Source organism: Synechococcus sp. PH41509, assembly GCF_020514285.1.
Classification (GTDB): Bacteria; Cyanobacteriota; Cyanobacteriia; order PCC-6307; family Cyanobiaceae; genus Parasynechococcus.
Window position 1 is genome coordinate 1 of sequence record NZ_VTLD01000021.1, and the last position, 21,523, is coordinate 21,523.

A 21,523-nucleotide genomic window follows, 5' to 3' on the forward strand; every position below is an offset into this window, starting at 1 on the left:
GAGCGGGGGGAACCGTTGCCCAGCCCTTGTCTCCTCGACTGAGACGTCGGTCGTACAGCGGTCGCCCTGGATCGAGGCCGGGCTGTAGTGGCTTTTGGGCTGTGGCTTTCAGCCAGCCGTCGTAGGCCTGCTCGGATTCGACGATGACGTCTGTCTGGTTCTGGGAGAAGTAGGCGCCGCTGAACATGGCGTCCCTCAACCGGAACCTCCCCTCCTTGGTAGGCGTGAGGCTGTAGGAAATGATGCTGCCGGGGATGATGTCTTGCTTCAGCCGAAAGGCCGGTACAAAGAAGCTGTGCAGCACGTCTTCGGAGATCAGCCTCAGGTTCACCCGTTGATCCACTGGGATGTGGAGTTCTGAACTGCGCACGCCGCTGGGGTAGACGAACTCCCAGCTCCACTGGCGGGCGATCACATCGATCGGTCCGATGTCCGCGGTGGGATCGACTGCAATAAGTGCGGTGGGATCGGTGCCGATGGCGTACTTCTGCTTCGGACCAAGGGTCTGAAGCTTCATGTTCACGTTCATTGTGTAGGTGGCGATCACGAAGACCGTCACCAGGGGAATGATCGTCCAGATGATCTCGAGCTTGGTGTTGCCCTCAATCGGCGCACCGTCGCTCTCGTCGTATTTGCCGGCCCTGTTGAACAACAGAACCCAGCCCATAACGCCGGTGCAGCCAAAGAAAATGAAGGAGCCGATGCCGGTCTCCAGGGCGAACAGATCGTCGACGTAGGACGCTGCGCTGGAGGCCTGCGGTGGGAACCAGCTGTAGGACCATGTCGCCATAAGTTTGGCGATGACAAGATTGATCGCAAAAGCGATGCTGATGATCACGATGGCGCCGATGTTCGGGCCGTTCTTGGGGGTGGAGGTTGTCATGGCAATGCCTCCTGCAGATCGGCACCGGAAGCCAGTAACTGGTCTGCGGTGATGTGTACCCCGAAGTCACTGGCCAACCAAGCGCCAAGGCTTCCGTGCAGGCCCATGACCAGCAGCATGGCGGTGCCGCAAAGCAGATACAGCCAGGTCACCTGACGGCCCAAGTCTTTGCGCCAAACAAAACGTTGGTAACCCCGCCAGATGGTCATGGCCACGATCACAAGCAGAATCGCGACGCCACCGATGGCATGCCAGAGCATCGTGTCGATGGCGGTTTGGCCGAGGATGCTGCGGATGCCCGGCAATGGAACCGCCAGCAGCATTTCGTAGAACCCCGCTGCCACGGTGAAGAAGCTGATGCCGCTACAGGCCACGAGGTTGTACCAGCCCACGTCGTGGAAGCCGCTGCGGGTGACTGGTAAAGCCAGAAAGCGGAACACCCGTTTTTCCAACGGGTAGAACGCACCGGCGAAGTCGAAGGCGATGGCGATCGCAAACAACCCGATGGTCAGGTGCACCAGGTTGGGGTGCAGCGGAATGGCGTAAGGAAGGTTGTTGGCGCCGAGGGAGTCGGCAATGTCGTTGATCGGCGATGCGATCGCGGCGAAGAGCGTCACGAGATCACTCCCTGACGGATGGCTTCAACCACGGGGACCGTGTGCAGCCCGTAAACCCAGACCAGCTTGTCGCCGAGGTACACCTGCGTGATCACGAGACCCGCCAGCACGAGGTCAAAGATGAGAAAGCCCCTGGGCAAGATCGCTGGGTCTTTTTGCCGGGCGACGTAGCGCCAGCTTGTGAGCAGGGCCAGTACACCAGCGAGGGACCAGCCGATGGTGCTGTGGATGTTGAGGATGTCCCGTGACGCGCCGTAGGGATTGGCGAGACCGGCTTCCACCTGGCCGAAGATGATGGCCACAAAGATTGCGACGGTCGCGACGATCAGGTTCCAGAAGCTCACCTCAAACAGGTTCTTCTTGCCGCTGATCACACCAATGGCATCGAACACGACCGTGATCAATGCCATCGCGATCACGAAGTGAACAACGATGGGATGGATGACGTCGATCCAGGGGAGATTCTTGTCGTTGAGCGGGGGAAGCAGCTCAAGCATCGGCAAGCCGAGCATCATCTGCCTCAAGGATGGACACGTCTGATTAGACGGTCATCCCTGGATGAGGAAATAAAACTCCATCCGACTCATCGCTGGCCTTGCTCGGATTCCGTTAGGTCTTGCTCCGCCAGAACACAAGCGCCTGGGTCATGATCAATATCATCACGATGGGCAACACAAGGCACAGCATCAACAGCCGAAATTCGTCCGACCAACTGGCCAGGGATGTCCTTGGAAGAACGTTGTCAACGATGTAGAGGAAGTACAAACCAAGCAACAGTCCACCCTCTAGTCGGCTGATATTTCCTCGCGTCCAGAAGATCGGCAAGCAGGCCAGGCTGGTCAGCAACATCACCGGCAGGTCCTCCTGAATCAATTCGGGGCTGACCTGCAGCCCACGGCCAGCGGCGGCCAAGGCTCCTCCCCCCAGCACGAGCAGCAGGTTCAGCAAGCAGCTGCCCACAACGTTGCCGATCGCCAGATCGGTGCGCCCCCGCAGGGCGGCAACGAGGGAGGTGATTAATTCCGGCATCGAGGTTCCGGCTGAAACGATGGTCAGCCCAATCACCGCCTCACTGACCCCGAGATAGGCGGCGGCTGACGTGGCTCCGCTCACCAGAACCCGTGATCCGATGGTGAGGATGCCAATGCCTCCGATCAGGCGAAGGATGGCCAGGCTCCAGCCACCGCTCGCCGCGTCATCTTCGATATCGGGTTCAGCACTCCCACTGTCGTCCGGTTGCTCTCGGGCGGTGCGGATCTCCCAGATGGTGTTGATCAAAAGTCCCAAGAGCAGGGCCAGCCCTGCTTGCCAGGTGACACGTCCCGCTGAGGCCATGCCCCAGACCGCAGCCGAAATCGCAATCATCAGGGGGACATCGCGCCGCACAAGGCGGCTTTCAACGCGCAACGGCAGCACCAGGGCGCTGCCGCCGAGCACCACCATCACGTTGAAAATGTTGCTGCCCACCACATTGCTGACCGCAAGGGCGTCAGCCCCTTGAAGCACCGAACTCAGACTCACGAACAGTTCCGGAGCGCTGGTGCCAAGCGAAACCACAGTGAGGCCGATCACGAGCTGGGGAATCCCAAAGATCACCGCTATGGCGACGGCTCCCTGAACGAACAGCTCTCCTCCACCAAACAGCAGTCCAATACCGATCAGTACTTGGATCGAGGCCTGTAGAAATTCAGGCATGGGGAGAGATCAGGTGTATGGGGATTCTGCTTTGCCGTGACTCCACTTAATGTCAGGCGCTGCGGTTCAGTGCCAGAACTCTTGCTCAATCGGATTTCCACAAGCAATCTGCGCGGTGACGCCTTCGGTGGCGTGACCGCCGCGGTGATTGCCCTTCCGATGGCCCTGGCCTTCGGGGTTGCCGCAACAGGTGACCCCGCACCGGGTCTTTGGGGAGCCGTGATCATCGGCTTGGTGGCCGCCGTCTTCGGAGGCACGCCCACCTTGATTTCCGAACCCACCGGTCCGATGACCGTGGTGTTCACCTCAGTGATCCTCAGCTTCACTGCCACGGCCCCGGATAAGGAAACGGCCATGGCCATGGCCTTCACCGTGGTCATCCTTGCGGGACTTTTTCAAATCCTCTTTGGCGTGTTCCGTCTGGGTCGCTACGTCACCCAGATGCCCTACACGGTGATCTCCGGCTTCATGTCGGGGATCGGGGCCATTCTTGTGATTCTCCAGCTGCCGGCCTTCCTCGGTCAGACCGCATCCGGTGGGGTCATGGGCACCCTGTCCAATCTTCCCGGTTTGATCGCTGGTGTGCAGCCGATGGAGCTGGCTCTGGCCCTGATCACGGTCGCGATCCTCTGGTTCACCCCAGCAAGCGTCAAGCGTTTCTGTCCGCCTCAGCTCCTGGCTCTGGTCTTGGGAACGGTTCTGTCGATGACCTTGTTCCATGACGCTGGGCTCAAAACCATTCCGCCCTTCAACGCCGAGCTCCCTAGCTTTCATGTGCCCACCTTCTCAGGAGGGCAGCTGCGCTTGATGTTCGTTGATGCGGCCGTGCTGGGAATGCTGGGCTGCATCGATGCGCTGCTCACCTCCGTGGTGGCCGACAGCCTGACCCGCACCGAGCACAACTCGAACAAGGAACTGGTGGGCCAGGGACTGGCGAACATCGCCTCGGGTGTCTTCGGAGGTCTCCCTGGGGCGGGAGCCACCATGGGCACTGTGGTCAACATCCAGGCTGGCGGACGTTCGGCCCTCTCTGGAATTATCCGAGCGGGGATTTTGGTGGTGGTTGTTCTGGCCGCCGCTCCCCTCGCTTCCACGATCCCCCTTGCTGTGCTGGCTGGGATCGCCCTGAAGGTGGGTATCGACATCATCGACTGGGATTTCCTTCATCGGGCCCATCACCTTTCGGTTAAAGCTGCGGTGATCACCTACGGCGTCATTGCGCTCACGGTGTTGGTCGATCTGATTACTGCGGTGGGGATTGGCGTCTTCGTGGCCAACGTCCTCACCATTGATCGGATGAGCGCGTTGCAGTCCAGAAAAGTGAAAACGATCAGCACCGCCGATGACGATGTGGAGCTGACCGAAGAGGAGCAGATGTTGCTGGATCAGGCCTCCGGCAAGGTCCTGTTGTTTCAGCTCGCCGGCCCAATGATTTTCGGTGTAGCCAAAGCGATCGCGCGCGAGCACAACGCCATCGGCAATTGTCAGGCGGTCATCTTCGACCTCTCAGAGGTATCCCACCTCGGGGTCACAGCTGCCATCGCTCTAGAGAATGCGGTCAAGGAAGCGATTGAGGAAGGGCGCCGGGTCTACCTGGTCGTTGCGACGGGAAGTACAGAAAATCGGCTTCAGAAGCTCAAACTGCTTGATCGTGTTCCCAAGAGCCACATCAGCGCCGATCGCCTCGTGGCCTTGCGTCTTGCCGTCAATGGTTTGGCGCTGAATGACTGACCAGATTTCGATCATCGCTCCGGATGATTGGCATGTGCATCTCCGTGACGGGGAGATGCTTACGCATGTTGTGGCCCATACAGCCCGTCGTTTTCGTCGGGCGATTGTGATGCCCAATCTGCGTCCTCCGGTCACAACCGTTGCTTCGGCGCGGGCATACCGCGCGCGTATTCAGGCCGCGTGTCCCGCTGATCTGGAGTTCACGCCGTTGATGACGGCCTACCTCACCGACTCGATCGATCCCTCCGAGCTCGAGACTGGATTTCGAGAGGGCGTGTTTGCGGCGGCCAAGCTTTATCCCGCCAACGCCACCACCAATTCAGCAGCAGGAGTGACGGATCTGCTGCAGATCGATCCAGTGCTCGAGACGATGGGCAGAATCGGCATGCCGTTGCTGATCCATGGAGAGGTCACGGATGCAGATATCGATATTTTCGACCGTGAGGCGGTCTTCATTGAACGCCATTTGGCACCCCTGCGGGTTCGTCATCCCGAGCTGAAGGTTGTGTTCGAGCACATCACCACCGAGCAGGCTGTGCAGTACGTCAGCTCCGCGGATCACCATCTCGCGGCCACCATCACACCCCACCATCTGCATATCAACCGCAACGCGATGTTTGCAGGAGGGTTGCGCAGTGACTTCTACTGCCTTCCCGTCGCTAAGCGGGAATGTCACCGTCAGGCCCTACGCCGGGCTGCGACCAGCGGTGACCCCCGCTTCTTTCTCGGCACTGATACGGCACCTCACGAGCGGGCCTCAAAAGTGAGTTCCTGCGGTTGCGCCGGCATTTTCAATGCGCCCTTCGCTTTGGAGAGCTACGCCCAAGTCTTCAATGAAGAGGGTGCTCTTGCCCATTTAGAAGCATTCGCCAGCCTGAATGGGCCAGCTTTTTACAACCTGCCAGCCAACAGCAGCCGCATTACGTTGCAACGGCGTGATCATCTTGTGCCGGAACTTGTGAATGGACTCGTTCCTTTCCATGCTGGAGAGATCCTCTCCTGGGCCGTCTCCGATGCACCTGATCAAGTTCAGCTCTGAAGACTGCGGAACCTGTCACCGCATGAGTCATTACGACGGGAAGGTGGCGGAGGAACTCGGCTGCAGCTTCATTTCCGTGATGCTGCAGGACACTGAGATGTACCGCAAATACCGCAAGATCCTGCTCAAGCAGTACCCCAACAAGGAAGGAATGGGGTGGCCGACCTACCTGCTGGTGAGCGATCCCGATGGCGATTTCTCGATCGAGGGGGAATTGAAGGGCGGTATGCCCAAGGGAGATTTCCGCACCAAGCTCGCCGAGTTGCTGCCGTCTTGAACGCGGGTGGTGGGGGCAGGGGGACTTGAACCCCCACAGGCCTTTCAGCCCAAACGATTTTAAGTCGTGTGCGTCTACCGATTCCGCCATGCCCCCGCCCAGACATCTTAGATTTCCCATAGCTGTCCTTAGGCCTTGGACCTCTCGTCCCTGCTCCATCAAGTCCCACAGGACACACTGCTGGTTCTTTTGGCCTACGTCGTGCTGGGCGGTTTGTACCTCGTGGTCATTCCGCTAGCCCTTTTTGCCTGGATGAATCAGCGCTGGCATCAGATGGGCAAGCTGGAGCGTATGGGGATTTATGGGATGGTCTTCTTCTTTTTCCCGGGGATGATTCTGTTCGCTCCGTTCCTCAATTTCCGTCTCAGCGGGCAGGGAGACGTCTGAATTGACGCGTGGAAAGGTTCTTCTGATCGGACTCGCCGTCCTCCTGTTGGGAGGGGTTGGGCAAGTGGGCTTTCAAGCTGCGGGCTTTGAAGGTTTCTCGGCAGGGATTGCTGCCCAGACATTGTTGGTGGTGATCGTTGTGGTCTGGACGAGTTCCTACCTGTTTCGGGTTGTGACCGGCCAAATGACCTATATGAATCAGCGGCGTCGCTACCGCGAGGTGTACGACAAGCAGGAGGCTGACGCACTTCAGGCTCGTTTTGACGCTCTCCCAGAGGAGGAGCAGCAGGCGCTGTTGCGCAAGATCGGAGCGGATGCCTCGGTTGCTTCGGACGGTGACGCCCCCGCCGACTCATAGGCTTTCCAGGTTTGTTCCTGGTCGGTTGACCGAGATGCCCAATCAGCAGTCCTCTTCCATCGCCCAGCGCTTTGAGCAGCTGAAGCAGGACGGTCGCCTCGCTCTGATGCCGTTCCTGATGGCTGGCGACCCTGATCTCTCTGTGACCGCTGAAGTGCTCCTCAGCCTGCAAAGTGCCGGGGCCGACATGGTGGAACTGGGGATGCCCTACAGCGACCCTCTCGCTGATGGACCGGTCATTCAGGCCGCCGCTTCCCGGGCCCTTGCCGCTGGAACCACGCCCAAGGCGGTTCTGGACATGCTGCGGTCCTTGAAAGGGAAATTGCAGATTCCCGTCATTCTGTTCACTTACTCCAATCCGCTGCTGAATGTGGGAATGGAGGCGTTCTGCCAGTCCGCAGCAGAGGCTGGTGCGGCGGGGCTTGTGGTGCCTGATTTACCTCTCGAAGAGGCGGAGCGGTTGTCGACAATTGCAGAGCGCTCCGGATTGGATCTCGTACTTCTTGTTGCACCCACCACACCCAAAGCTCGAATGGGTCGGATTGCGACATGCAGCCGAGGTTTCACTTATCTGGTGAGCGTCACCGGTGTCACCGGTGAGCGGGCTCAAATGGAAAGCAGAGTCGAAGGGTTGGTCCAGCAACTGAAACAAACCTCACCCGTTCCTGTCGCCGTTGGTTTTGGAATTTCAGGCTCTGAGCAGGTGCGCCAGGTTCGTGGCTGGGGTGCCGATGGAGCGATTGTGGGAAGTGCACTCGTGAAAAGGATGGCTGCAGCATCTCCTGGAGAGATAGCTCAGGAAGCGGGTCGTTTTTGCGCTGAATTGCGCGTCGCTGCTGACCAGCGTTAGTGGCGTCCATCACGCTGAAGGCATCAAAAAACCCCGACATTGGTCGGGGTTGAGCAGGTCTTCAGGAGAGATGCAATCTCGATGAGCACATCACCTGATGTTGAATCACTCCTCGTCTTCGTCGCTTTCACCAAGAGGTGTCAGGCGAATTTGCTTGCGGCCTAGTTTGATTTCAAATTCATCTCCAGGCGTGAGGTCAAGAAGAGCCGTATACGCCTTGCCGATCAGCAAGTTTCCGTTGCCTTGCACTGTGGCCACATAGCTGAGCTTTCGGCCACCTTTGCCGATACCGCCAACACCGCCGGTACCAAGACTGACGCCTTTGGCGTCCAAGAGGGCTTCATAGAAAGCGGTGAAATTCAGACGTTCGCCACCATCCTTTTTGTGGGAAACATAGCCACAGACACGAACAAGATCAGACTTGCTGACATCACCCAGGTCTTTGACTTTATTGAGAAGGTCGCTCCCAGTGAGCATCGCTTTCGTAAGAAATCAACCTTCACAACATAGCGTTTTCTCAATCCGTTATGCCATCCTTTCTACTGAAAAGTTCTTCGGTATTTCATCTTTTGCTATGGCACGTTTCGTCTTGTGGGGCACTTACTGCACGGATGCTCTAGTGAAGCGTGCTCCCTATCGAGATGAACACCTCGCTCGCCTTCAGTCTCTTAAAGAGCAAGGAACGCTTGTCACTCTTGGTCCCACCGAAGGAAGTACCCACGTTTTTGGAATCTTCGAGGCAGACGACATCTCCGTCGTGCGCAAGCTCGTTGAGGACGATATTTATTGGAAGGAGGGAATCTGGACGGCTCTCGAGGTTTATCCCTGGGTCCAGGCGTTCTGAGCCTGCATCAGGATCCATTCCGCCACAAGCTGATCACCATCCGGCCCGAGAACATCTGCGTAACCGCTCATCTGGCCTCGCCCTTCACGGGCGATGGCTGCGATGGCTTCCACCGTTGCGATCTCATCACGCTCGAGGGTCTTCAGCTTCAGGTTTTTTCCACGGCGAATGATGTTGCCGCCGTTGATGTGGCATCCCGCGCAGTGCTGTTCGAATGACACAGCTCCATCGCTGATCTGTGGAACAGCAGCGGCTGTGGCTTCAGCTGCTCCAAGGTTCAGCAGCAGCAGCAGACATGCACCAATGCAGTAGCGCAGGACATGGCTCAGCACAGGGATGTTGTGGCTTTGATCAGTCTGCTTGAGCAGGTGATGCTGCCTCCCTTCGGTACCGCTGAACCAGTTCGTCTGGAGAGCGGTAATCCTGCGGAAGGGACTTATGCAGTCTGTGCAGATAATCCCAGCAGACCGTCCGGCGAATGGCGTCAAGGTCGCGTCCATCCGCGACAAGGCGTCGGAGGGCCTGGCAGTAGGTGGAGAAGCCTGCTTCCAGATCGCCGATGGTGAGAGCCTTGGTTGCAGCCGGCATGAAATAGAACGTCAGGATCTTCTGACTTTTGCGCCCATCTCTGAATTGGTCTGTTGTCAGGATCACTATCGAAGCTGTGTGGTCCCCCTCCCATGGCGGAACAGGATCTGATCCGTTTCCTCAGCAAGATTTCCCAACTTCAGTCCCTTGCGGAGCGTGTGCAGCACGACTGCAGCAGTCGTCAGCAGTTGGCGGCCTGTGCTGACCACAACCAGGTTGTGCAGCTGGCCCAATCCTGGGGCTTCGACATTGGTCGGCGCTGGGGAGAGCGTGACCATGGGCCGGGGGGGGAGGCCAATCTGCTGGCGACCCCTTGCCCCACTCCTGGAGAGGAATCAACGCGGTTGTTGGCGTCTGGCGAGACGTGGAGATTGATGCTGATCGCATCGAATGACTACCAATCCCCCAGCGACGAATGGATCGATCAGTCCGAACACGAATGGGTGCTTGTACTGCGCGGTAGCGCCTGTGTTGCGCTGGAGAACCCCGATCGGATTGTGGATCTCAGCCCTGGAGATCATCTTTCACTTCCGCCCCATCAACGCCACCGGGTCGAGCGTACGGACCCCGACCCTGGAACGCTCTGGCTGGCCCTGCACTGGGATACCCCTTAGGTATGTTCAGGCACGCCATTCTCAGCATGGGTCGTTCAGACCCCAAAAGGCAATGAGCACGACAGCTGATTGCCGTTGCCGTCATCGCTGACGAGAGTGTGTACATCGAGATCGGAGGAGCCCATGACGGCCGACACTCCACCTGAGCAAATCGAAGAAGCAGACTGACTTTCTGGCCCCTGCTCCAACAGTTTCCACCCATTCGTAAGCAATTCGTCTGGCGCGACAACGAAGAGCGTCAAGCCAGTCGACTCTCCTCTGCATCGTTCGGAGGTGCCCCGCAGGAGAGTTGCTTCACACCTGGACCGCATGGCCCCAGGGTGCCTTGAGCCAGACGCTTGGACCTTTCCCGTCTCAGTTCCATTGCTGGAGGAGATTTCCCAAGGCATCAGACACTGAATATGAGGTCGATTGCAATGTGCAAACGAGCGAGTTAGGCCGTCTTTCCAGCGGGAAGGGCGGCCTTCCTCTTTGGTCCGTCAGCTTTCAGTCGTCAGGCCTCAGTCTTGATGCTCAAGTTTGTTGGCTGACCCACGCCCAAGCCGTGTCTTGTTTGGCGTTGCATTGGCACGTTTGACCAACCAGTAAGCGGCGGAGAGGGAGACGACTGCGATCCCTAGGCCAACCAAGAGTTGGGGTTTATTTTCAGCACCTGAGGGCAGCACGATCACTTTCCTGGCCACCGCGGTGAGAGCTGTCACCAGGACCAGCTCGATCTGCACCACATGGCGGCGTAGGTAACTGGTGATGTTTTGCAGCACCTCCAGGGCGATCAAAACGGTGAGCAGATCGCCGAGGATCTTGATCAGGTCGTCGCCTAACCATGTCGCTGCGGTTCCAGTCAGCAACTTGGAGCCCAGAGAAATCATCAGTTGGATGATCGCTGCAGCGATCACAACAGAAGTGATCAGAGTGAGAAGTCGGGCGACCTCGCGCTCACCAGCATCAACAAAACCAAGGAACGTTCTCTTCGATCGGGTGGGTCCGCTCACGGGGCTTAGTCGTTGAAGGGGTTGTAGTAAGGCCGTGCTTTGGTGTTGCTGCCCGGGTTGACGACCTTGGTGTCACAGGTGATCGAGCCGTCTTCTGCCGTTACGCAATTCGTGGCTTCGATCGTGCTGTCTTTGCCTGTTGCACTGCCAGGTCCCCGGAGCCAGCCTTCTGTCTGGGCAAGTGCCGACGATGCTCCGCACACCGACATCATCAAACAAAAGGAGGCACTAAGAAGTTGCGTAGGCGTCATCGGAGCGATGTCTGAGCCACCACTTTGCCCGTGAAGTCCCTTAATCGGAGCAGTCGTCTCGAATTTCCTGCAAAAGCAGATCAAGTTGACCGAAAGGATCCTCTTCTGCTGCTGCGACGCCGGTGCTGTCTGCTGATGGCTGGCCATGCCATTCGGCTTCGACGCTGCAAAGCCGATCAGCCAGTCCGGACAGTCCGCGCAGTTTGTGTTCTCGTTCCAGCACCTCCAGCAGTGCGGGCATTCGGGTCGACACGGCGCGCAGGTTTCGCCGCAGGTCGGCCTGCGAGCGCCCCTGGTGTTTCAACCAGTCCTTCAGCAGCAGGGTGAGATCCGCTTCAAATTCAGGGGTCCAGCCAGACATCAATCAGCAACTCGGTTCAGCGATTCAGTGCACAAGGGGAAACCATCGATCCAGTTTGCGGCGAGCTCGCATCCGGATCGACGGGGTGACGTGATTACTCCAAAGTCCCACCATTGCTGTAAGCGCGACCAAATCATCACTGAAACCTGCCACAGGCAGCAGGTCGGGAATGAGGTCAGCTGGCATCAACAGATAACTCAGGGCAGCGAGCATCGTCAGCCGCGCTGCTGAGGGAGTCTCTGGGTCAAGCATCAACTCCAGGGCTTCCAGGGCTGGGGCGGCAAGACCCCTGCCAGCCCGCTGCAATAGCCGGCGCAGCAGACTTTCGTCGATGACTTCCCGTTCAAGCACATCGGCCTCAACGGTGGTTCGAGCTGCATGGTTCGTCATGCGGAGGGAGCCAGATTGCTTCACTCTCACCACATCAGCTGCAAAGCGCTAGCTGGGTGAGCCGATGTTCAGAGTGTGGATTCCACGAGTCCGTTCTGAATTCCGGTCTTGCGCAGTTTGCGCAGGGCCCGCTGCACCACCTGACGGCAATATTCCCGCGAACAATTCATGTGACGAGCCACTTCTGCAAGGGTGCGCCATTCGTTGGTGCCATCCAGCCCGAAGCGCAGGGTCACGACGGTGTGCTCTTTCGGGGTGAGATTGGCTTTGGCCAGCAACGACCAAACCGAGGCTGTGCGCTCAGCGATCTCGGCCCGTTCCATCGGAGGCAGCTCCTCGCTGGGCAGTACGTCCACCAGCTCTGAGGGATCGGATTTCGATTTCACAACCCCCTGCAGGCTGACGGTGACGCTGCGCAGTTCACAGGCCAGGAGGTCTTCCACTTCAGCGATGGGGATCTCCATGAACTCCGCCAATTGTTCCCCGGTGGGGCTCAGGCCATTTCGCTGCATCAAGCGTGCCTTGGCCGCCCGCAGCTTGGTGAGCTTTTCATTCACATTCACGGGAATGCGAATGGTGCGGCTTTGGGTGGATAGCGCCCGATTCAAACCCTGACGGATCCACCAGTAGGCATAGGTTGAAAACCGATGGCCGCGGGTGGGGTCGTATTTCTCCACGGCACGGGTCAGTCCGAGGGTTCCCTCTTGAATCAGATCGAGAAGGTCCAGGCCTTTGCCCTGATAGCGCTTGGCCAGATTGACAACCAGACGAAGGTTTGAGGTGATCATCTGATTCTTGGCGCGTTCGCCACGACGAATTACGCCTTTTTCTTCATCGCTGTAATCACAGGCTGGACCACTTCCGCCAGCAAGATGACAGCGTTCGGTGATTGAGACCATCGCCTGAACCTTCCTCCCCATCATCAGTTCTTGCTCTGGAGTGAGCAGCTGATGGCGACCAATTTCGCCGAGAAAAGCACTCAGAGAACTCGTCATCATGACGATACGGCTGAATTGAACCTAGAACCAAAGTGTTTTTTTCTGGCAGTCATAATAAAGACTCCCGAATTAACACTTTTTGCGTTATTGCACTCTTTCTTCCTGTTTGTGAAGTGAATCTTTCATTGTTAATTCAATTGGGTGGCTAGGGTCGCCGCACCTTCTGTTGCTACGCCAATGCCCCTGGCCGTCGCTCTGACATCCGACATCGCCAAAAACGCTGGCGTTGCCTACGTTCACTACCTCAGCTTCATGCTCTGTTTCGGCGCACTCGTGCTGGAGCGGAAGTTGATCAAAGCGGATCCGAATCGCCAGGAAGCAACGGCGATGGTGATCACCGACATCGTCTACGGCATCGCTGCCTTGGCTTTGTTGGTCAGTGGAATCCTGCGGGTGATCCACTTCGGCCAGGGTGCCGAGTTCTACACCCAGAACCCCTTGTTCTGGTGGAAGGTCGGCCTTTACCTCTCCGTGGGGGGGCTGTCGCTGTATCCCACGATCACCTACATCCTCTGGGCGATTCCACTGCGCAAGGGCGAGCTGCCGAAAGTAAGCGAAGCTCTCGCAGGACGTCTGGCCTGGATCATCAACATTGAATTGGTCGGCTTCGCCAGCATTCCTCTGATGGCGACACTCATGGCCCGCGGCGTTGGTCTCCCCGCCGGCTGATGCAACCCGACCTCTGTCCTCCCCAACAGCAGATTCGAACGCTGAAGGTTGCCTTGGAACGCCAGGCTCCTGGTCAGCGTCCGGGGTATGCCTCCTCCCTCGCCACCACACCTCTGGGCCCTCCCGTGCTCAAGCACTGGTGCATCTGGATTCAGCCTGCTGAAGCAACCCCTGCCAACCGTTGGGACCAACGCTGGCTGAAGGCGGTGTCATCGGCGTTGACCACCTGGGGTGCACTGGTTCCAATCACGAGGGTGGACAGCCCAGAGCGGGCCAATGTGCTGATTCGACGTGAGCGTCCGAAGCGGCGTCAGGTCGCTGGGGTATGGCGGGCGAGCAACGGACGAACGATGCTTCAGATCGTTGATGTGCAGCGTCTTGGCAGCCGGCGTTTGGAGCCCCAGGTCAAGGTGATGGTCTCCCCGGAGCTTCGGGCCGAAGCCCTGCAAGCCACAGCTCTTCACGAACTGGGCCACGCCTTCGGGCTCTGGGGTCACAGTTCTGTTCCCACCGATGCCCTGGCAATAAGCCAGGGGGAGAGTCCTGTGTTGGTGCCATCGGAACGGGATCGCCTCACCCTTGCGTGGGTGATGCAACAGACGACCCGCTTCGGGGCGACGATTCAACAGCCGATTGAACCGTCCGAATCTCCTTTGCCTGAATGACGTCGACATCCGGGCGCGGCATGCTGCTCGCAGTCGAGGTCAATGCATGGATCTGATCCGTTCTTTGGTGATGGCTGGCGTTCTCGTCGGCCTTGTGGGTTGCCGTTCTGACACCAGTAAGTTTCTGCAGGACCCACAGATTCGTGAACCGATTCGGATCCAGCTGAATGGCAGCAATCCTGCAGCCAGTGAAGGGGTTCTGGATCGTGCTGAGGGCCCTTTGCGTTTCACCGTCGGCCATGGGCGCCATGGCATTGGCTGTCAAGGCACCACCTTTGAAGAGGGTGTCACGCCGCTCGGAACGTTTCAGGTCAACGCCATCCTCAGCAACGACCGCTTCGAGATGGACCCCTCACTGGTGGAGCAATCAGGAAAAACGGAGGAGGAGCTGCGCGAGACCCTCTTCACCAACATGAATTCCATCGACTTCAAAGGTGATGGGGAAACCGGTGAATACGGCACCGGCTACATCAGCCTGGCTCCTGTGCCAGCAACAGACCAGCCCTTTCGCTTCAACATCTACGACGGCGTTTTCCGCTGGTACAGCTTTGCCATTCACGGCACCAACGACGAGACCAGGATCGGCAAGGCGGTGACTGGAGGTTGCATCAACACCGGTCAGCTCACCATGGGTGTGCTCTTGGACACGGTGGAGCTCGGCGATGAAGTGGTGATCAGCAGCGACAGCCCCTGCTTGCCTTAATGCCGGCGCGGGGCACCCCGTCTTTCTGCCAGGACTTCCTGCACCTGCCGCCAGCTGACGCCGTGATGGGCCAGGGCGACCTGCATGTGAAAGACAATGTCGGCGGCTTCACCGGCGATTTCTTCAGCGTTGTCGTCTTTGCAGGCCATCACGAATTCAGCACTCTCTTCGCCAATCTTCTTGAGGATGCTGTTGTCCCCCCCCGCCAGCAGCTTGTTGGTGTAACTGCCCTGCTCCGGTTGGTCACGTCTTCCCTCGATCACTCGGAACAGTTCGGTGCAGGCATCCGTTGGCGGCAGCAGAGCGGCTGTTCCACCAGGAGTTCTTTCGTCACTGTTCTCGTAGAAACAGCTGCGGGCACCGGTATGACAAGCCACATCCCCGGTTTGCTCGATCGTCACCAACAGCACGTCTGCATCACAGTCGTAGCGGATCTCACGCATCGTCTGGATGTGACCGCTGGTGGCACCCTTGTGCCAGAGCTCCTGGCGTGAGCGGCTCCAGTAATGCACCTCACCGCTGCGCAGGGTCGCTTCGATCGCTTCCCGGTTCATCCAGGCCACCATCAGCACAGCCCCGTCCAGCCAGTCCTGCGCCACAGCTGGAATCAGCCCCGCTTCGTTAAAACGGAGTTGGTCAATGAAGGCGGGGCTGAGGGGCTGCATCAGGCCTCAAACATTCGGGCAACGCCTGAATCTTCCCGCAGCGTGCTCCATTCCGCGTTTTCACTCCCTTGCTCGTTTCTCCGACTCCTTACAGCTGCAGCAAAGCCTTCAGCGGCTATCCCTGCTGTCATCGGCAGTGGCGCCACGAAGGCCATTGCCGCTTCGTGCATGGGTACAGCCGTAGTTTCAACCTCTGGTTCGCCGCAACGGAGCTGGATGCCTGCGGTTTTGTCGTTGATTTCTCCAGCCTTCGCCCCTTCGAGCAAAGGCTGCGGCAGCAGTTTGACCACACCTTTCTGGTCAATGCTGACGATCCACTGCTGACGGAATGGCAGCGGCTGCACGACCTCGGAGCCCTGGATCTCCGCGTGATGGAGAACGTGGGCATGGAAGCGACGGCGGCTTTGATCTGGGCCTGGGCCAACGAGCTGCTGCAAGAGCGCGATGGCGGTCGCACCTGTTGCTATGCCGTGGAGGCGCGGGAGAACAACAGCAATGCGGCTGTCTATCAATCAACGCCGCAGTGGTTCACGCCGTAATGGTGAGGCTTCTGTTGCGCGTGCAGCTGGGTGGGGCGAGCTCGAAGGATGACTAGCAATTTTCATGCCTTTAAGTAAAATTATTTTGAAAGCTTTAATGGCAGACGTCGAGACCGTCAATGATCTTCTCTTCGTTCGCCAATCAAGTTGCAAAGATAAGGCTTAAAAAAAGAATATTTATTTATCTTCTTGCTTTATTTTTGATAGAAGCTCCGTGGGCTGTTGCTGCCCCTGCGGTTAACAATAAATATTCAAATGTTGATCTCTATCTTGATCTCGGTCAGACGCAAAAAGCTGCATCATTAATGCGTGGTTTCAAGGATAAGGACGATCCTGAATATCATTATTATCAGGGGCGTGTATCCTCAATGTTCAAGCACAACCAGAAATCTGTACAGCACTTTCAAAAGGCGATCAGCTTGAATCCAAAATATGCAAAAGCGTTTGCGGCGCTGGCGATGGTGAAAGGGCGAATGGGTAAATTTCAAGATGCGTTGAAGGATCTCGATCGGGCAATCGCCATTGACCCTGGCTACGCCAAGGCTTACTCCAATCGTGGCGTCACCCGTGGAGCATTGCAGCAGAACCAAGCAGCAATCAGCGATTTCAGTCAAGCCATTCGCTTGGATCCACGCTTGGCAGATGCCTACCGCAACCGCGGCATCACGCGGGAGATGACCGGTGACTTGAAAGGTGCTTGTGCCGATTGGAAAATTGCGAGTGCCCTAGGTCAGGAGGGCCCAGGCCAATGGTATGCGGCTCAATGCAAAAACTGAGGATACCCTCACTCACTGCTTATGTGTATTGATTTGAAGTGCCAATGCATTCAAAAGCGCATAAAAAAACTCCCCTGAGTAGGGGAGTTTCGATTGAACAAGTAATCTGAAAATTAGTGAATTTCAGATCAGATCAGTCTCCACCGCCAAAGGATTGGATGAAGGCAGATGCTGACTTGGACTGAGACTGGTTAGCCAGTGAAACGGTGCTCAAGCTGGCGCCAGCTGAACCCGATGCAGTGGATGTCGAGGCATCAACATCAGCAGTAGCTGCAGTAATAGAAGTGGTGAACGTTGAATCACTCCCTGCGACGATATTGGCCTGGGAACCAATACCGTTAACTGTTACGTTGCTGTTTGACTGCTTGGATCCAGCTGGCATGTTGTCAACTGCAACATCAGTGGTGAATTCATTTGTTGTGAAAGCCCCGCTGATGGTTCCATCCGACGTCGAACTCGACTCGGTACCAGTGATATTTGAATACGCGTTTTGATAAGTAGAATTGTATTCAGCGTTATAAGCTGATTCGTACGAAGATGCGCTGTCGTAGGTCGTACCGTTGTAATCGCGGCCGGACTCCCACTCGCTCGTCCAACCTCGATCGTACATTGAACTCCGTGTTACGTCATGGGCACGGGTCTTGGTTTGAGTTGTCGAGTCGCCGACGCCGGAGGTACCGATTGTCTGCGACATGGCGGACGAAGTGTCCAGATTTAATGTCGCCGTAGAATTGACACCATATGCAGGTGTCGACGAAGCTGAGGCGTTGACGCCGAGACTTGTAGCCGAGCCCACCTGGAAACTGTTGCTGTCGCCCAGCGAGTTGTTGAACTGAGCGGTGCCGCTGCCACTGAAATCGACTTTGCCCTGCTGAGTAGCATCGATGGCGAAATCTGGTGCGGCTGTTTGTGCTGATGCAGGGCTGCCACAAACAGCGAATGCCGTTGCGCTGGAGAGCGCCGCAGCCAATAAAAGAGCTTTTCTCATGGGGTTGCAACCAGTTGAGAGTGTGTTAACGCATATACGCCAACATTTTTACGTTAGTACCGTCTGACCAATTAACAGAGCGCAGGTATACCTAATTTTGGAATATGCGTTAGTTGCATGTTTATTTCGATACTAAAATCCCGGTATATGTTCTTTTCGCTACAAAACATTTTTTTATATATGCGGAATGCGCATAGTTCTAGTGTTCAGTTTAATACTAAATTGCCAATTAAGTTCGTTGCGATACGGAAAGTCTATCGAATTTTTGGAATATGCGTTGTTCGCATGCTTATTTCGGTAGCGAATGGTTGAAAGATGTTCATTTTGCTACAACAAAAATTTTGAATATTCGCGATCCGCATAGTTACTAGTGTTCAGTTGAATACCAAATTGCCAATTAAGTTCTTTTTGTTACCAAATCATCATTGAAGGTCGCCAATAGGCCCAAATACACAAAGGTTTTGTACTTGAACTGCGACTACGATTCCCATGTGGTCTTTGCTCTAGCCAAATGGAATTCCAATTGGTTGGTTCTCGCCGCTTTTCGATTGTTGCAGCAATTTCAGCAGCACTCTTAGCTATACCCCTTACGTCGCAAGCCCAAACAGCACCAAATCTTCCAGCAGAGCAGATGGCTGGGCCTGGCCAATCGGTCACGATCAACGTCTCCAACGGCTCCAGGGCAACCCTTTCGGTTGGAACAAGTAATGCGTTTGGGGTGACATCCAGTATGAGTGGCATGTCTGGAACAGTGATTGAAAGCAAAGCTTCCTTAAAGCCACTCGAAGGGAAAATCTCCACGGTTCTGGGCGCATCAGAACAAGAGGGCGGTACCCCTTCGATTGCGGCTGATATCAAAAATGTTCGAACTGTTGGCGGTGGCACCACCAACTTCAACAGTGCCGCTGGGACGACAGGAAATGTCGATTCCGTCGACGAAGCTCAGTTTGCTGAGGGCAGTACAACCCTGACTGGCATGTCTTCCGCATTCGACATGAGCCTGGATCCTGAAGGCACGGCATTCAACACATCGTTAACCAACGCAGGAAGTGAAAGCCCAGCCGCAACCAACGTTTCCAGCGCGTCCGCAGCTGCCAATGTGAACAGCAATATCAACGTTGATATTTCAAACACGTCTTTTAGCAGTGCGTTCTCTCAGAATTTCTAAAGCGGGATACTCACCATGTTCCGTTTAAGATGTAATTTATTATTATTTTTATCAGTAAACTTTGCCTTATTTTTTACTGCTTCTGCAATCGCTCAGCAAATGAATAATATTACTGGAGGCTCTGCCAGAGATTTTCAAGTCACGGTGACAAATTCATTTGGCGTTCGTAATACAATCGACGCCAACAGTAATGTGCGCGTTAGAAATAGTGCAACAGTTAACCTTCTGCCCGGGAGCTATATTGATGATTCTTTTGGAGACAGTAAAGGGAATGCGAACGCAAATTTTACTGTGACTCCTGGAGGAGGAAATATGAGCATTAATGGAATTCAATCCAGGAATGTTTTTCTTTTCGGAGCTGGCACGCAATTCACGTCGGAGATGGAATCCGTGGAGAATCCCGACCCCTCAAAACCGATCAAGGGCACTGCCTCATCAATGGCAACTCACGAACTCAATATCAAGGTTCAGCAACAACAAAGCGCCTTCTCGAGCAGCTTCAGTCAGAATTTTTAGGCCTAAAAAGGTCTTACAAATAAAATTAGTGGGCCTTGGATAAAAGCATTACAGCATGGTCTGATAGGGGTATTAGAAGCTAGAAACCCTTTTGATGACTGCAAAGTTCTGGTTATCGGCTAAAGAGTGCGCTCTTAATACGCCAAAATTAAAAACTATTTCATCAAAACCTCGTCTCCTTGCACTATTCGTCATCCTTGAGGTCAGCAAGGCCAACCCGAACCTCGGCTGCCGAGACTCTCGTTTGTATCGTGAGCTACAAGTATTTTGAGATAATGGCAATCATTCCCTGCAATTTGTTTGTCGCGTACCAAAGTTAATGTTGTCCTAATATCAGTTCTGCTCTAATATTTCTGTATCGATAAAGCTGTGGTGACTTTCGGATCTGCTGCGCAAAACCTCATAGGTGCCACGCGCTTCTTATTGATTCTCGGGCTTTATTTTTGTGCTCTTGGTCAATACGCCAAAGCTCAGACCACGAACAACACCACAGCAGTTAATAACACAGCGGCTCCTGCTGCGTCTTCGGTGACCACAGGCGGAACCAATATCAATTATCAAACAAATACGGCGTTCAATAATGACTTTGGCTATGGACCAGGAATTATTTGCAGAACTCCTTCGCTATACATGCTCACGAATGCTGGAAAAGTTCGTACTGATAATTTTGACGAATTCACCTTTAATGGAGCACGAAATAAATCTTTTAACGGAACGGTCGGAATGACCATCCCATTTGGCTCAAGTGCCATCGAAGACTGCAAGACGATGGCACGCCAAATAGCTAAAGATCGCGTGATATCAACCCAGCTTTCGCTGATCAAGACGTGTGTTTCCTTGGCCAAGGATGGAATCGTCGTCGACCCTGTCAAATTCCCTGCTCTCAAAAAATGCGTCATTGATGAAGGGGAACCGAAAATTACAAAAAGCGGCATGGTTCGTTCCCTCTACGCCAAGGGGACAACCTCGACTGCAACTGCGGCCAGCCCACAATCTGCAGCTATTATGAAGACTCCACGCTTGTCGACCGACTAATTTGAAGTCAATATCCCTGTAGATCAACCATCACAGCAAGCAATGGTGCGGGGGTTTTGGCTTTTCATCCTGTTGCTTTTCAGCCCAGGTGTAAATCTCATTAAGGCTCATGCCGAAGCGTCTCGAATTATATATTGTATCGGAAATCATGATGCCACAGGATCATGTTGGATGGCAGATGGCCAAAACGAGGAGAGACTCGACTGTTTAATTACGTCATGGCCAATTGTCGAATGTCAAAGTATCCCAGAAGCAGATGATAATCCGGAATATTATGGATGCTTGGCTCTTCAAAATACAGGGATCGTCAATCAGATTTCTTTGAGCTGCGAACCTCAACCCAGTGCGGAGCATGATGGAGGAGGAGACGCTTTATCGTCAAAGGAATCGATGCCTCTGCCCAATGATGAGGTGGAATTAGAAAGCAATCTCGATGCATCAGATCAGCCAAGAGTGCTAAAACAGGATGTGTCTGCTGGAAATGCCTTCCAGTCAGAAGCGAATGAACCCATATTTGATGTTGAGCAGCCCAGAGACTTCAAGCAAGCTTTTTGATGGACCATCGTTTGAAGACTGCAGTCATCACATTCGCCTCCTGGGCTCTCTTGGGATTGGGAGCTGCCCTAGAAGCTCCTAAAGGCAATGCAGGCTGTATGCCGAGTGATCCTCATGGCCACAACAGCTTCAATGTCTGCCCTGAGGGATTTGCCTTTTCCTTTACTCAGAATTTTGATCATCTCAACCATGTTCGCGGAGAACTCATGATTGGGGATCCTGTCCAACCCGGTGTCCCCGGTCGCACCGTCGAAAAAATCAACGGTTTCTATACAGGGGTCCAAATGAGCGGAGGAACCGTACGTGTGACCTCAACAGAGGGGGAAACGGTGATCAAAAATAATAAGCCGAGAAGTAAATAAGCCCTAG

Annotated in this window: 32 protein-coding genes and 1 tRNA gene; 18 read left to right on the top strand and 15 right to left on the bottom strand. The window is 55.4% G+C overall.

Going from position 1 to position 21,523, the window contains the following annotated elements:
* From FZZ88_RS07145 to FZZ88_RS07160, 4 genes are all read right to left on the bottom strand, one after another.
* Positions 1–883 (bottom strand): cytochrome c oxidase subunit II (locus FZZ88_RS07145; protein ID WP_230332855.1); only part of this gene is annotated, 883 nt, incomplete at its 3' end.
* Positions 880–1,500, bottom strand: a complete 621-nt coding sequence (locus FZZ88_RS07150; RefSeq protein ID WP_166016724.1) for a DUF2231 domain-containing protein — start codon at positions 1,498–1,500, stop codon at positions 880–882. The genes FZZ88_RS07150 and FZZ88_RS07145, both read right to left, overlap by 4 nt.
* Complete coding sequence (locus FZZ88_RS07155; RefSeq protein WP_166016930.1) at positions 1,497–1,997, bottom strand: DUF2231 domain-containing protein; 501 nt, start codon at positions 1,995–1,997, stop codon at positions 1,497–1,499. Before FZZ88_RS07155 ends, FZZ88_RS07150 begins: the two co-directional genes overlap by 4 nt.
* Before the next feature lie 112 nt (positions 1,998–2,109).
* Positions 2,110–3,195, bottom strand: a complete 1,086-nt coding sequence (locus FZZ88_RS07160; protein ID WP_166016723.1) for a calcium/sodium antiporter — start codon at positions 3,193–3,195, stop codon at positions 2,110–2,112.
* A gap of 81 nt (positions 3,196–3,276) precedes the next feature.
* On the opposite strand from FZZ88_RS07160, the gene FZZ88_RS07165 reads away from it, so the two are divergent.
* Genes FZZ88_RS07165 through FZZ88_RS07175 form a run of 3 tightly spaced genes read left to right on the top strand, consistent with a single transcriptional unit; the run spans position 3,277 to position 6,242 of the window.
* On the top strand, positions 3,277–4,926 hold the full coding sequence (locus tag FZZ88_RS07165) for a SulP family inorganic anion transporter (protein WP_166016929.1): 1,650 nt from the start codon (positions 3,277–3,279) through the stop codon (positions 4,924–4,926).
* The gene (gene pyrC / locus FZZ88_RS07170; RefSeq protein ID WP_166016722.1) at positions 4,919–5,965 is read left to right on the top strand and encodes a dihydroorotase; all 1,047 of its coding nucleotides are present in this window, start codon (positions 4,919–4,921) and stop codon (positions 5,963–5,965) included. Before FZZ88_RS07165 ends, pyrC begins: the two co-directional genes overlap by 8 nt.
* The gene (locus FZZ88_RS07175; protein WP_166016721.1) at positions 5,940–6,242 is read left to right on the top strand and encodes a thioredoxin family protein; all 303 of its coding nucleotides are present in this window, start codon (positions 5,940–5,942) and stop codon (positions 6,240–6,242) included. The genes pyrC and FZZ88_RS07175 overlap by 26 nt, the downstream gene beginning before the upstream one ends.
* A 7-nt stretch (positions 6,243–6,249) precedes the next feature.
* Here FZZ88_RS07175 and FZZ88_RS07180 read toward each other — a convergent pair.
* A tRNA-Leu gene (locus tag FZZ88_RS07180) sits at positions 6,250–6,338 on the bottom strand.
* Positions 6,339–6,377: 39 nt separating this feature from the next.
* On the opposite strand from FZZ88_RS07180, the gene FZZ88_RS07185 reads away from it, so the two are divergent.
* Genes FZZ88_RS07185 through trpA form a run of 3 tightly spaced genes read left to right on the top strand, consistent with a single transcriptional unit; the run spans position 6,378 to position 7,837 of the window.
* Positions 6,378–6,629, top strand: a complete 252-nt coding sequence (locus tag FZZ88_RS07185) for an NAD(P)H-quinone oxidoreductase subunit L (RefSeq protein WP_166016720.1) — start codon at positions 6,378–6,380, stop codon at positions 6,627–6,629.
* A 1-nt stretch (position 6,630) separates the two neighbouring features.
* Positions 6,631–6,987 carry a DUF3007 family protein gene (locus FZZ88_RS07190; protein ID WP_115023559.1) on the top strand — a complete coding sequence of 119 codons (357 nt, stop codon included), beginning with the start codon at positions 6,631–6,633 and terminating at the stop codon, positions 6,985–6,987.
* A 34-nt stretch (positions 6,988–7,021) separates the two neighbouring features.
* Positions 7,022–7,837 (top strand): tryptophan synthase subunit alpha, encoded by an 816-nt coding sequence (gene trpA, locus FZZ88_RS07195; protein WP_166016719.1) that lies wholly within the window; start codon positions 7,022–7,024, stop codon positions 7,835–7,837.
* 105 nt (positions 7,838–7,942) lie between these two features.
* Here the strand turns inward: trpA and FZZ88_RS07200 are convergent, their stop codons facing one another.
* Positions 7,943–8,314 carry an AbrB family transcriptional regulator gene (locus FZZ88_RS07200; protein ID WP_166016718.1) on the bottom strand — a complete coding sequence of 124 codons (372 nt, stop codon included), beginning with the start codon at positions 8,312–8,314 and terminating at the stop codon, positions 7,943–7,945.
* Between the two features lie 97 nt (positions 8,315–8,411).
* Here FZZ88_RS07200 and FZZ88_RS07205 point away from each other — a divergent pair, with 97 nt between their 5' ends.
* A complete protein-coding gene (locus tag FZZ88_RS07205; protein WP_166016717.1) occupies positions 8,412–8,681 on the top strand; it encodes a YciI family protein in 270 nt (89 codons plus the stop codon).
* Here FZZ88_RS07205 and FZZ88_RS07210 read toward each other — a convergent pair.
* Positions 8,657–9,013, bottom strand: coding sequence for a c-type cytochrome (locus tag FZZ88_RS07210; RefSeq protein ID WP_370519993.1), 357 nt, complete (start codon positions 9,011–9,013; stop codon positions 8,657–8,659). The two genes, FZZ88_RS07205 and FZZ88_RS07210, sit on opposite strands and share 25 nt — an antisense overlap.
* 19 nt (positions 9,014–9,032) lie before the next feature.
* Positions 9,033–9,269 carry a DUF3136 domain-containing protein gene (locus FZZ88_RS07215; protein ID WP_166016716.1) on the bottom strand — a complete coding sequence of 79 codons (237 nt, stop codon included), beginning with the start codon at positions 9,267–9,269 and terminating at the stop codon, positions 9,033–9,035.
* A 92-nt stretch (positions 9,270–9,361) separates the two neighbouring features.
* On the opposite strand from FZZ88_RS07215, the gene FZZ88_RS07220 reads away from it, so the two are divergent.
* On the top strand, positions 9,362–9,883 hold the full coding sequence (locus FZZ88_RS07220) for a Nif11 domain/cupin domain-containing protein (RefSeq protein WP_166016715.1): 522 nt from the start codon (positions 9,362–9,364) through the stop codon (positions 9,881–9,883).
* A 500-nt stretch (positions 9,884–10,383) separates the two neighbouring features.
* On the opposite strand, the gene FZZ88_RS07225 is transcribed toward FZZ88_RS07220, so the two are convergent.
* From FZZ88_RS07225 to FZZ88_RS07245, 5 genes are all read right to left on the bottom strand, one after another.
* Positions 10,384–10,875, bottom strand: a complete 492-nt coding sequence (locus tag FZZ88_RS07225; RefSeq protein WP_166016714.1) for a phosphate-starvation-inducible PsiE family protein — start codon at positions 10,873–10,875, stop codon at positions 10,384–10,386.
* Positions 10,876–10,880: 5 nt separating this feature from the next.
* A complete protein-coding gene (locus FZZ88_RS07230) occupies positions 10,881–11,126 on the bottom strand; it encodes a hypothetical protein (RefSeq protein WP_226423630.1) in 246 nt (81 codons plus the stop codon).
* A 40-nt stretch (positions 11,127–11,166) separates the two neighbouring features.
* Entirely contained in the window at positions 11,167–11,487 is a 321-nt protein-coding gene (locus tag FZZ88_RS07235) for a hypothetical protein (protein WP_166016713.1), read from the bottom strand.
* 24 nt (positions 11,488–11,511) lie between these two features.
* Entirely contained in the window at positions 11,512–11,877 is a 366-nt protein-coding gene (locus FZZ88_RS07240; RefSeq protein ID WP_166016712.1) for a YkvA family protein, read from the bottom strand.
* A gap of 68 nt (positions 11,878–11,945) precedes the next feature.
* The gene (locus FZZ88_RS07245) at positions 11,946–12,872 is read right to left on the bottom strand and encodes a sigma-70 family RNA polymerase sigma factor (RefSeq protein WP_166016711.1); all 927 of its coding nucleotides are present in this window, start codon (positions 12,870–12,872) and stop codon (positions 11,946–11,948) included.
* A gap of 180 nt (positions 12,873–13,052) precedes the next feature.
* Between FZZ88_RS07245 and FZZ88_RS07250 the strand changes: the two genes are divergently transcribed.
* From FZZ88_RS07250 to FZZ88_RS07260, 3 genes are read left to right on the top strand one after another with little or no spacing between them, the layout of a single operon-like run.
* A complete protein-coding gene (locus tag FZZ88_RS07250) occupies positions 13,053–13,544 on the top strand; it encodes a DUF2214 family protein (protein WP_166016710.1) in 492 nt (163 codons plus the stop codon).
* Positions 13,544–14,209: a peptidase gene (locus tag FZZ88_RS07255; RefSeq protein WP_166016709.1), complete on the top strand. Its 666-nt coding sequence runs from the start codon at positions 13,544–13,546 to the stop codon at positions 14,207–14,209. The genes FZZ88_RS07250 and FZZ88_RS07255 overlap by 1 nt, the downstream gene beginning before the upstream one ends.
* A 46-nt stretch (positions 14,210–14,255) precedes the next feature.
* Positions 14,256–14,912, top strand: a complete 657-nt coding sequence (locus FZZ88_RS07260) for a L,D-transpeptidase (protein WP_166016708.1) — start codon at positions 14,256–14,258, stop codon at positions 14,910–14,912.
* On the opposite strand, the gene hisIE is transcribed toward FZZ88_RS07260, so the two are convergent.
* Complete coding sequence (hisIE, locus tag FZZ88_RS07265) at positions 14,909–15,577, bottom strand: bifunctional phosphoribosyl-AMP cyclohydrolase/phosphoribosyl-ATP diphosphatase HisIE (protein ID WP_166016707.1); 669 nt, start codon at positions 15,575–15,577, stop codon at positions 14,909–14,911. The two genes, FZZ88_RS07260 and hisIE, sit on opposite strands and share 4 nt — an antisense overlap.
* Before the next feature lie 68 nt (positions 15,578–15,645).
* Here hisIE and FZZ88_RS07270 point away from each other — a divergent pair, with 68 nt between their 5' ends.
* Together FZZ88_RS07270 and FZZ88_RS07275 are read left to right on the top strand one after the other, a co-directional pair.
* Positions 15,646–16,116 carry a 6-carboxytetrahydropterin synthase gene (locus tag FZZ88_RS07270; RefSeq protein WP_166016706.1) on the top strand — a complete coding sequence of 157 codons (471 nt, stop codon included), beginning with the start codon at positions 15,646–15,648 and terminating at the stop codon, positions 16,114–16,116.
* Between the two features lie 119 nt (positions 16,117–16,235).
* On the top strand, positions 16,236–16,892 hold the full coding sequence (locus FZZ88_RS07275) for a tetratricopeptide repeat protein (RefSeq protein WP_166016705.1): 657 nt from the start codon (positions 16,236–16,238) through the stop codon (positions 16,890–16,892).
* A gap of 133 nt (positions 16,893–17,025) precedes the next feature.
* On the opposite strand, the gene FZZ88_RS07280 is transcribed toward FZZ88_RS07275, so the two are convergent.
* Positions 17,026–17,880 carry a hypothetical protein gene (locus FZZ88_RS07280; RefSeq protein WP_166016704.1) on the bottom strand — a complete coding sequence of 285 codons (855 nt, stop codon included), beginning with the start codon at positions 17,878–17,880 and terminating at the stop codon, positions 17,026–17,028.
* A gap of 511 nt (positions 17,881–18,391) precedes the next feature.
* Here FZZ88_RS07280 and FZZ88_RS07285 point away from each other — a divergent pair.
* The 5 genes from FZZ88_RS07285 to FZZ88_RS07305 all read left to right on the top strand — a co-directional run bounded on the left by FZZ88_RS07285 (position 18,392) and on the right by FZZ88_RS07305 (position 21,516).
* A complete protein-coding gene (locus tag FZZ88_RS07285) occupies positions 18,392–19,048 on the top strand; it encodes a hypothetical protein (protein ID WP_166016703.1) in 657 nt (218 codons plus the stop codon).
* Positions 19,049–19,063: 15 nt separating this feature from the next.
* Entirely contained in the window at positions 19,064–19,564 is a 501-nt protein-coding gene (locus tag FZZ88_RS07290) for a hypothetical protein (RefSeq protein ID WP_166016702.1), read from the top strand.
* A gap of 372 nt (positions 19,565–19,936) precedes the next feature.
* A complete protein-coding gene (locus FZZ88_RS07295) occupies positions 19,937–20,599 on the top strand; it encodes a hypothetical protein (protein WP_166016701.1) in 663 nt (220 codons plus the stop codon).
* Between the two features lie 42 nt (positions 20,600–20,641).
* Positions 20,642–21,154: a hypothetical protein gene (locus FZZ88_RS07300; RefSeq protein ID WP_166016700.1), complete on the top strand. Its 513-nt coding sequence runs from the start codon at positions 20,642–20,644 to the stop codon at positions 21,152–21,154.
* On the top strand, positions 21,154–21,516 hold the full coding sequence (locus FZZ88_RS07305) for a hypothetical protein (RefSeq protein ID WP_166016699.1): 363 nt from the start codon (positions 21,154–21,156) through the stop codon (positions 21,514–21,516). The genes FZZ88_RS07300 and FZZ88_RS07305 overlap by 1 nt, the downstream gene beginning before the upstream one ends.
* The last annotated feature ends 7 nt before the right edge of the window (positions 21,517–21,523 follow it).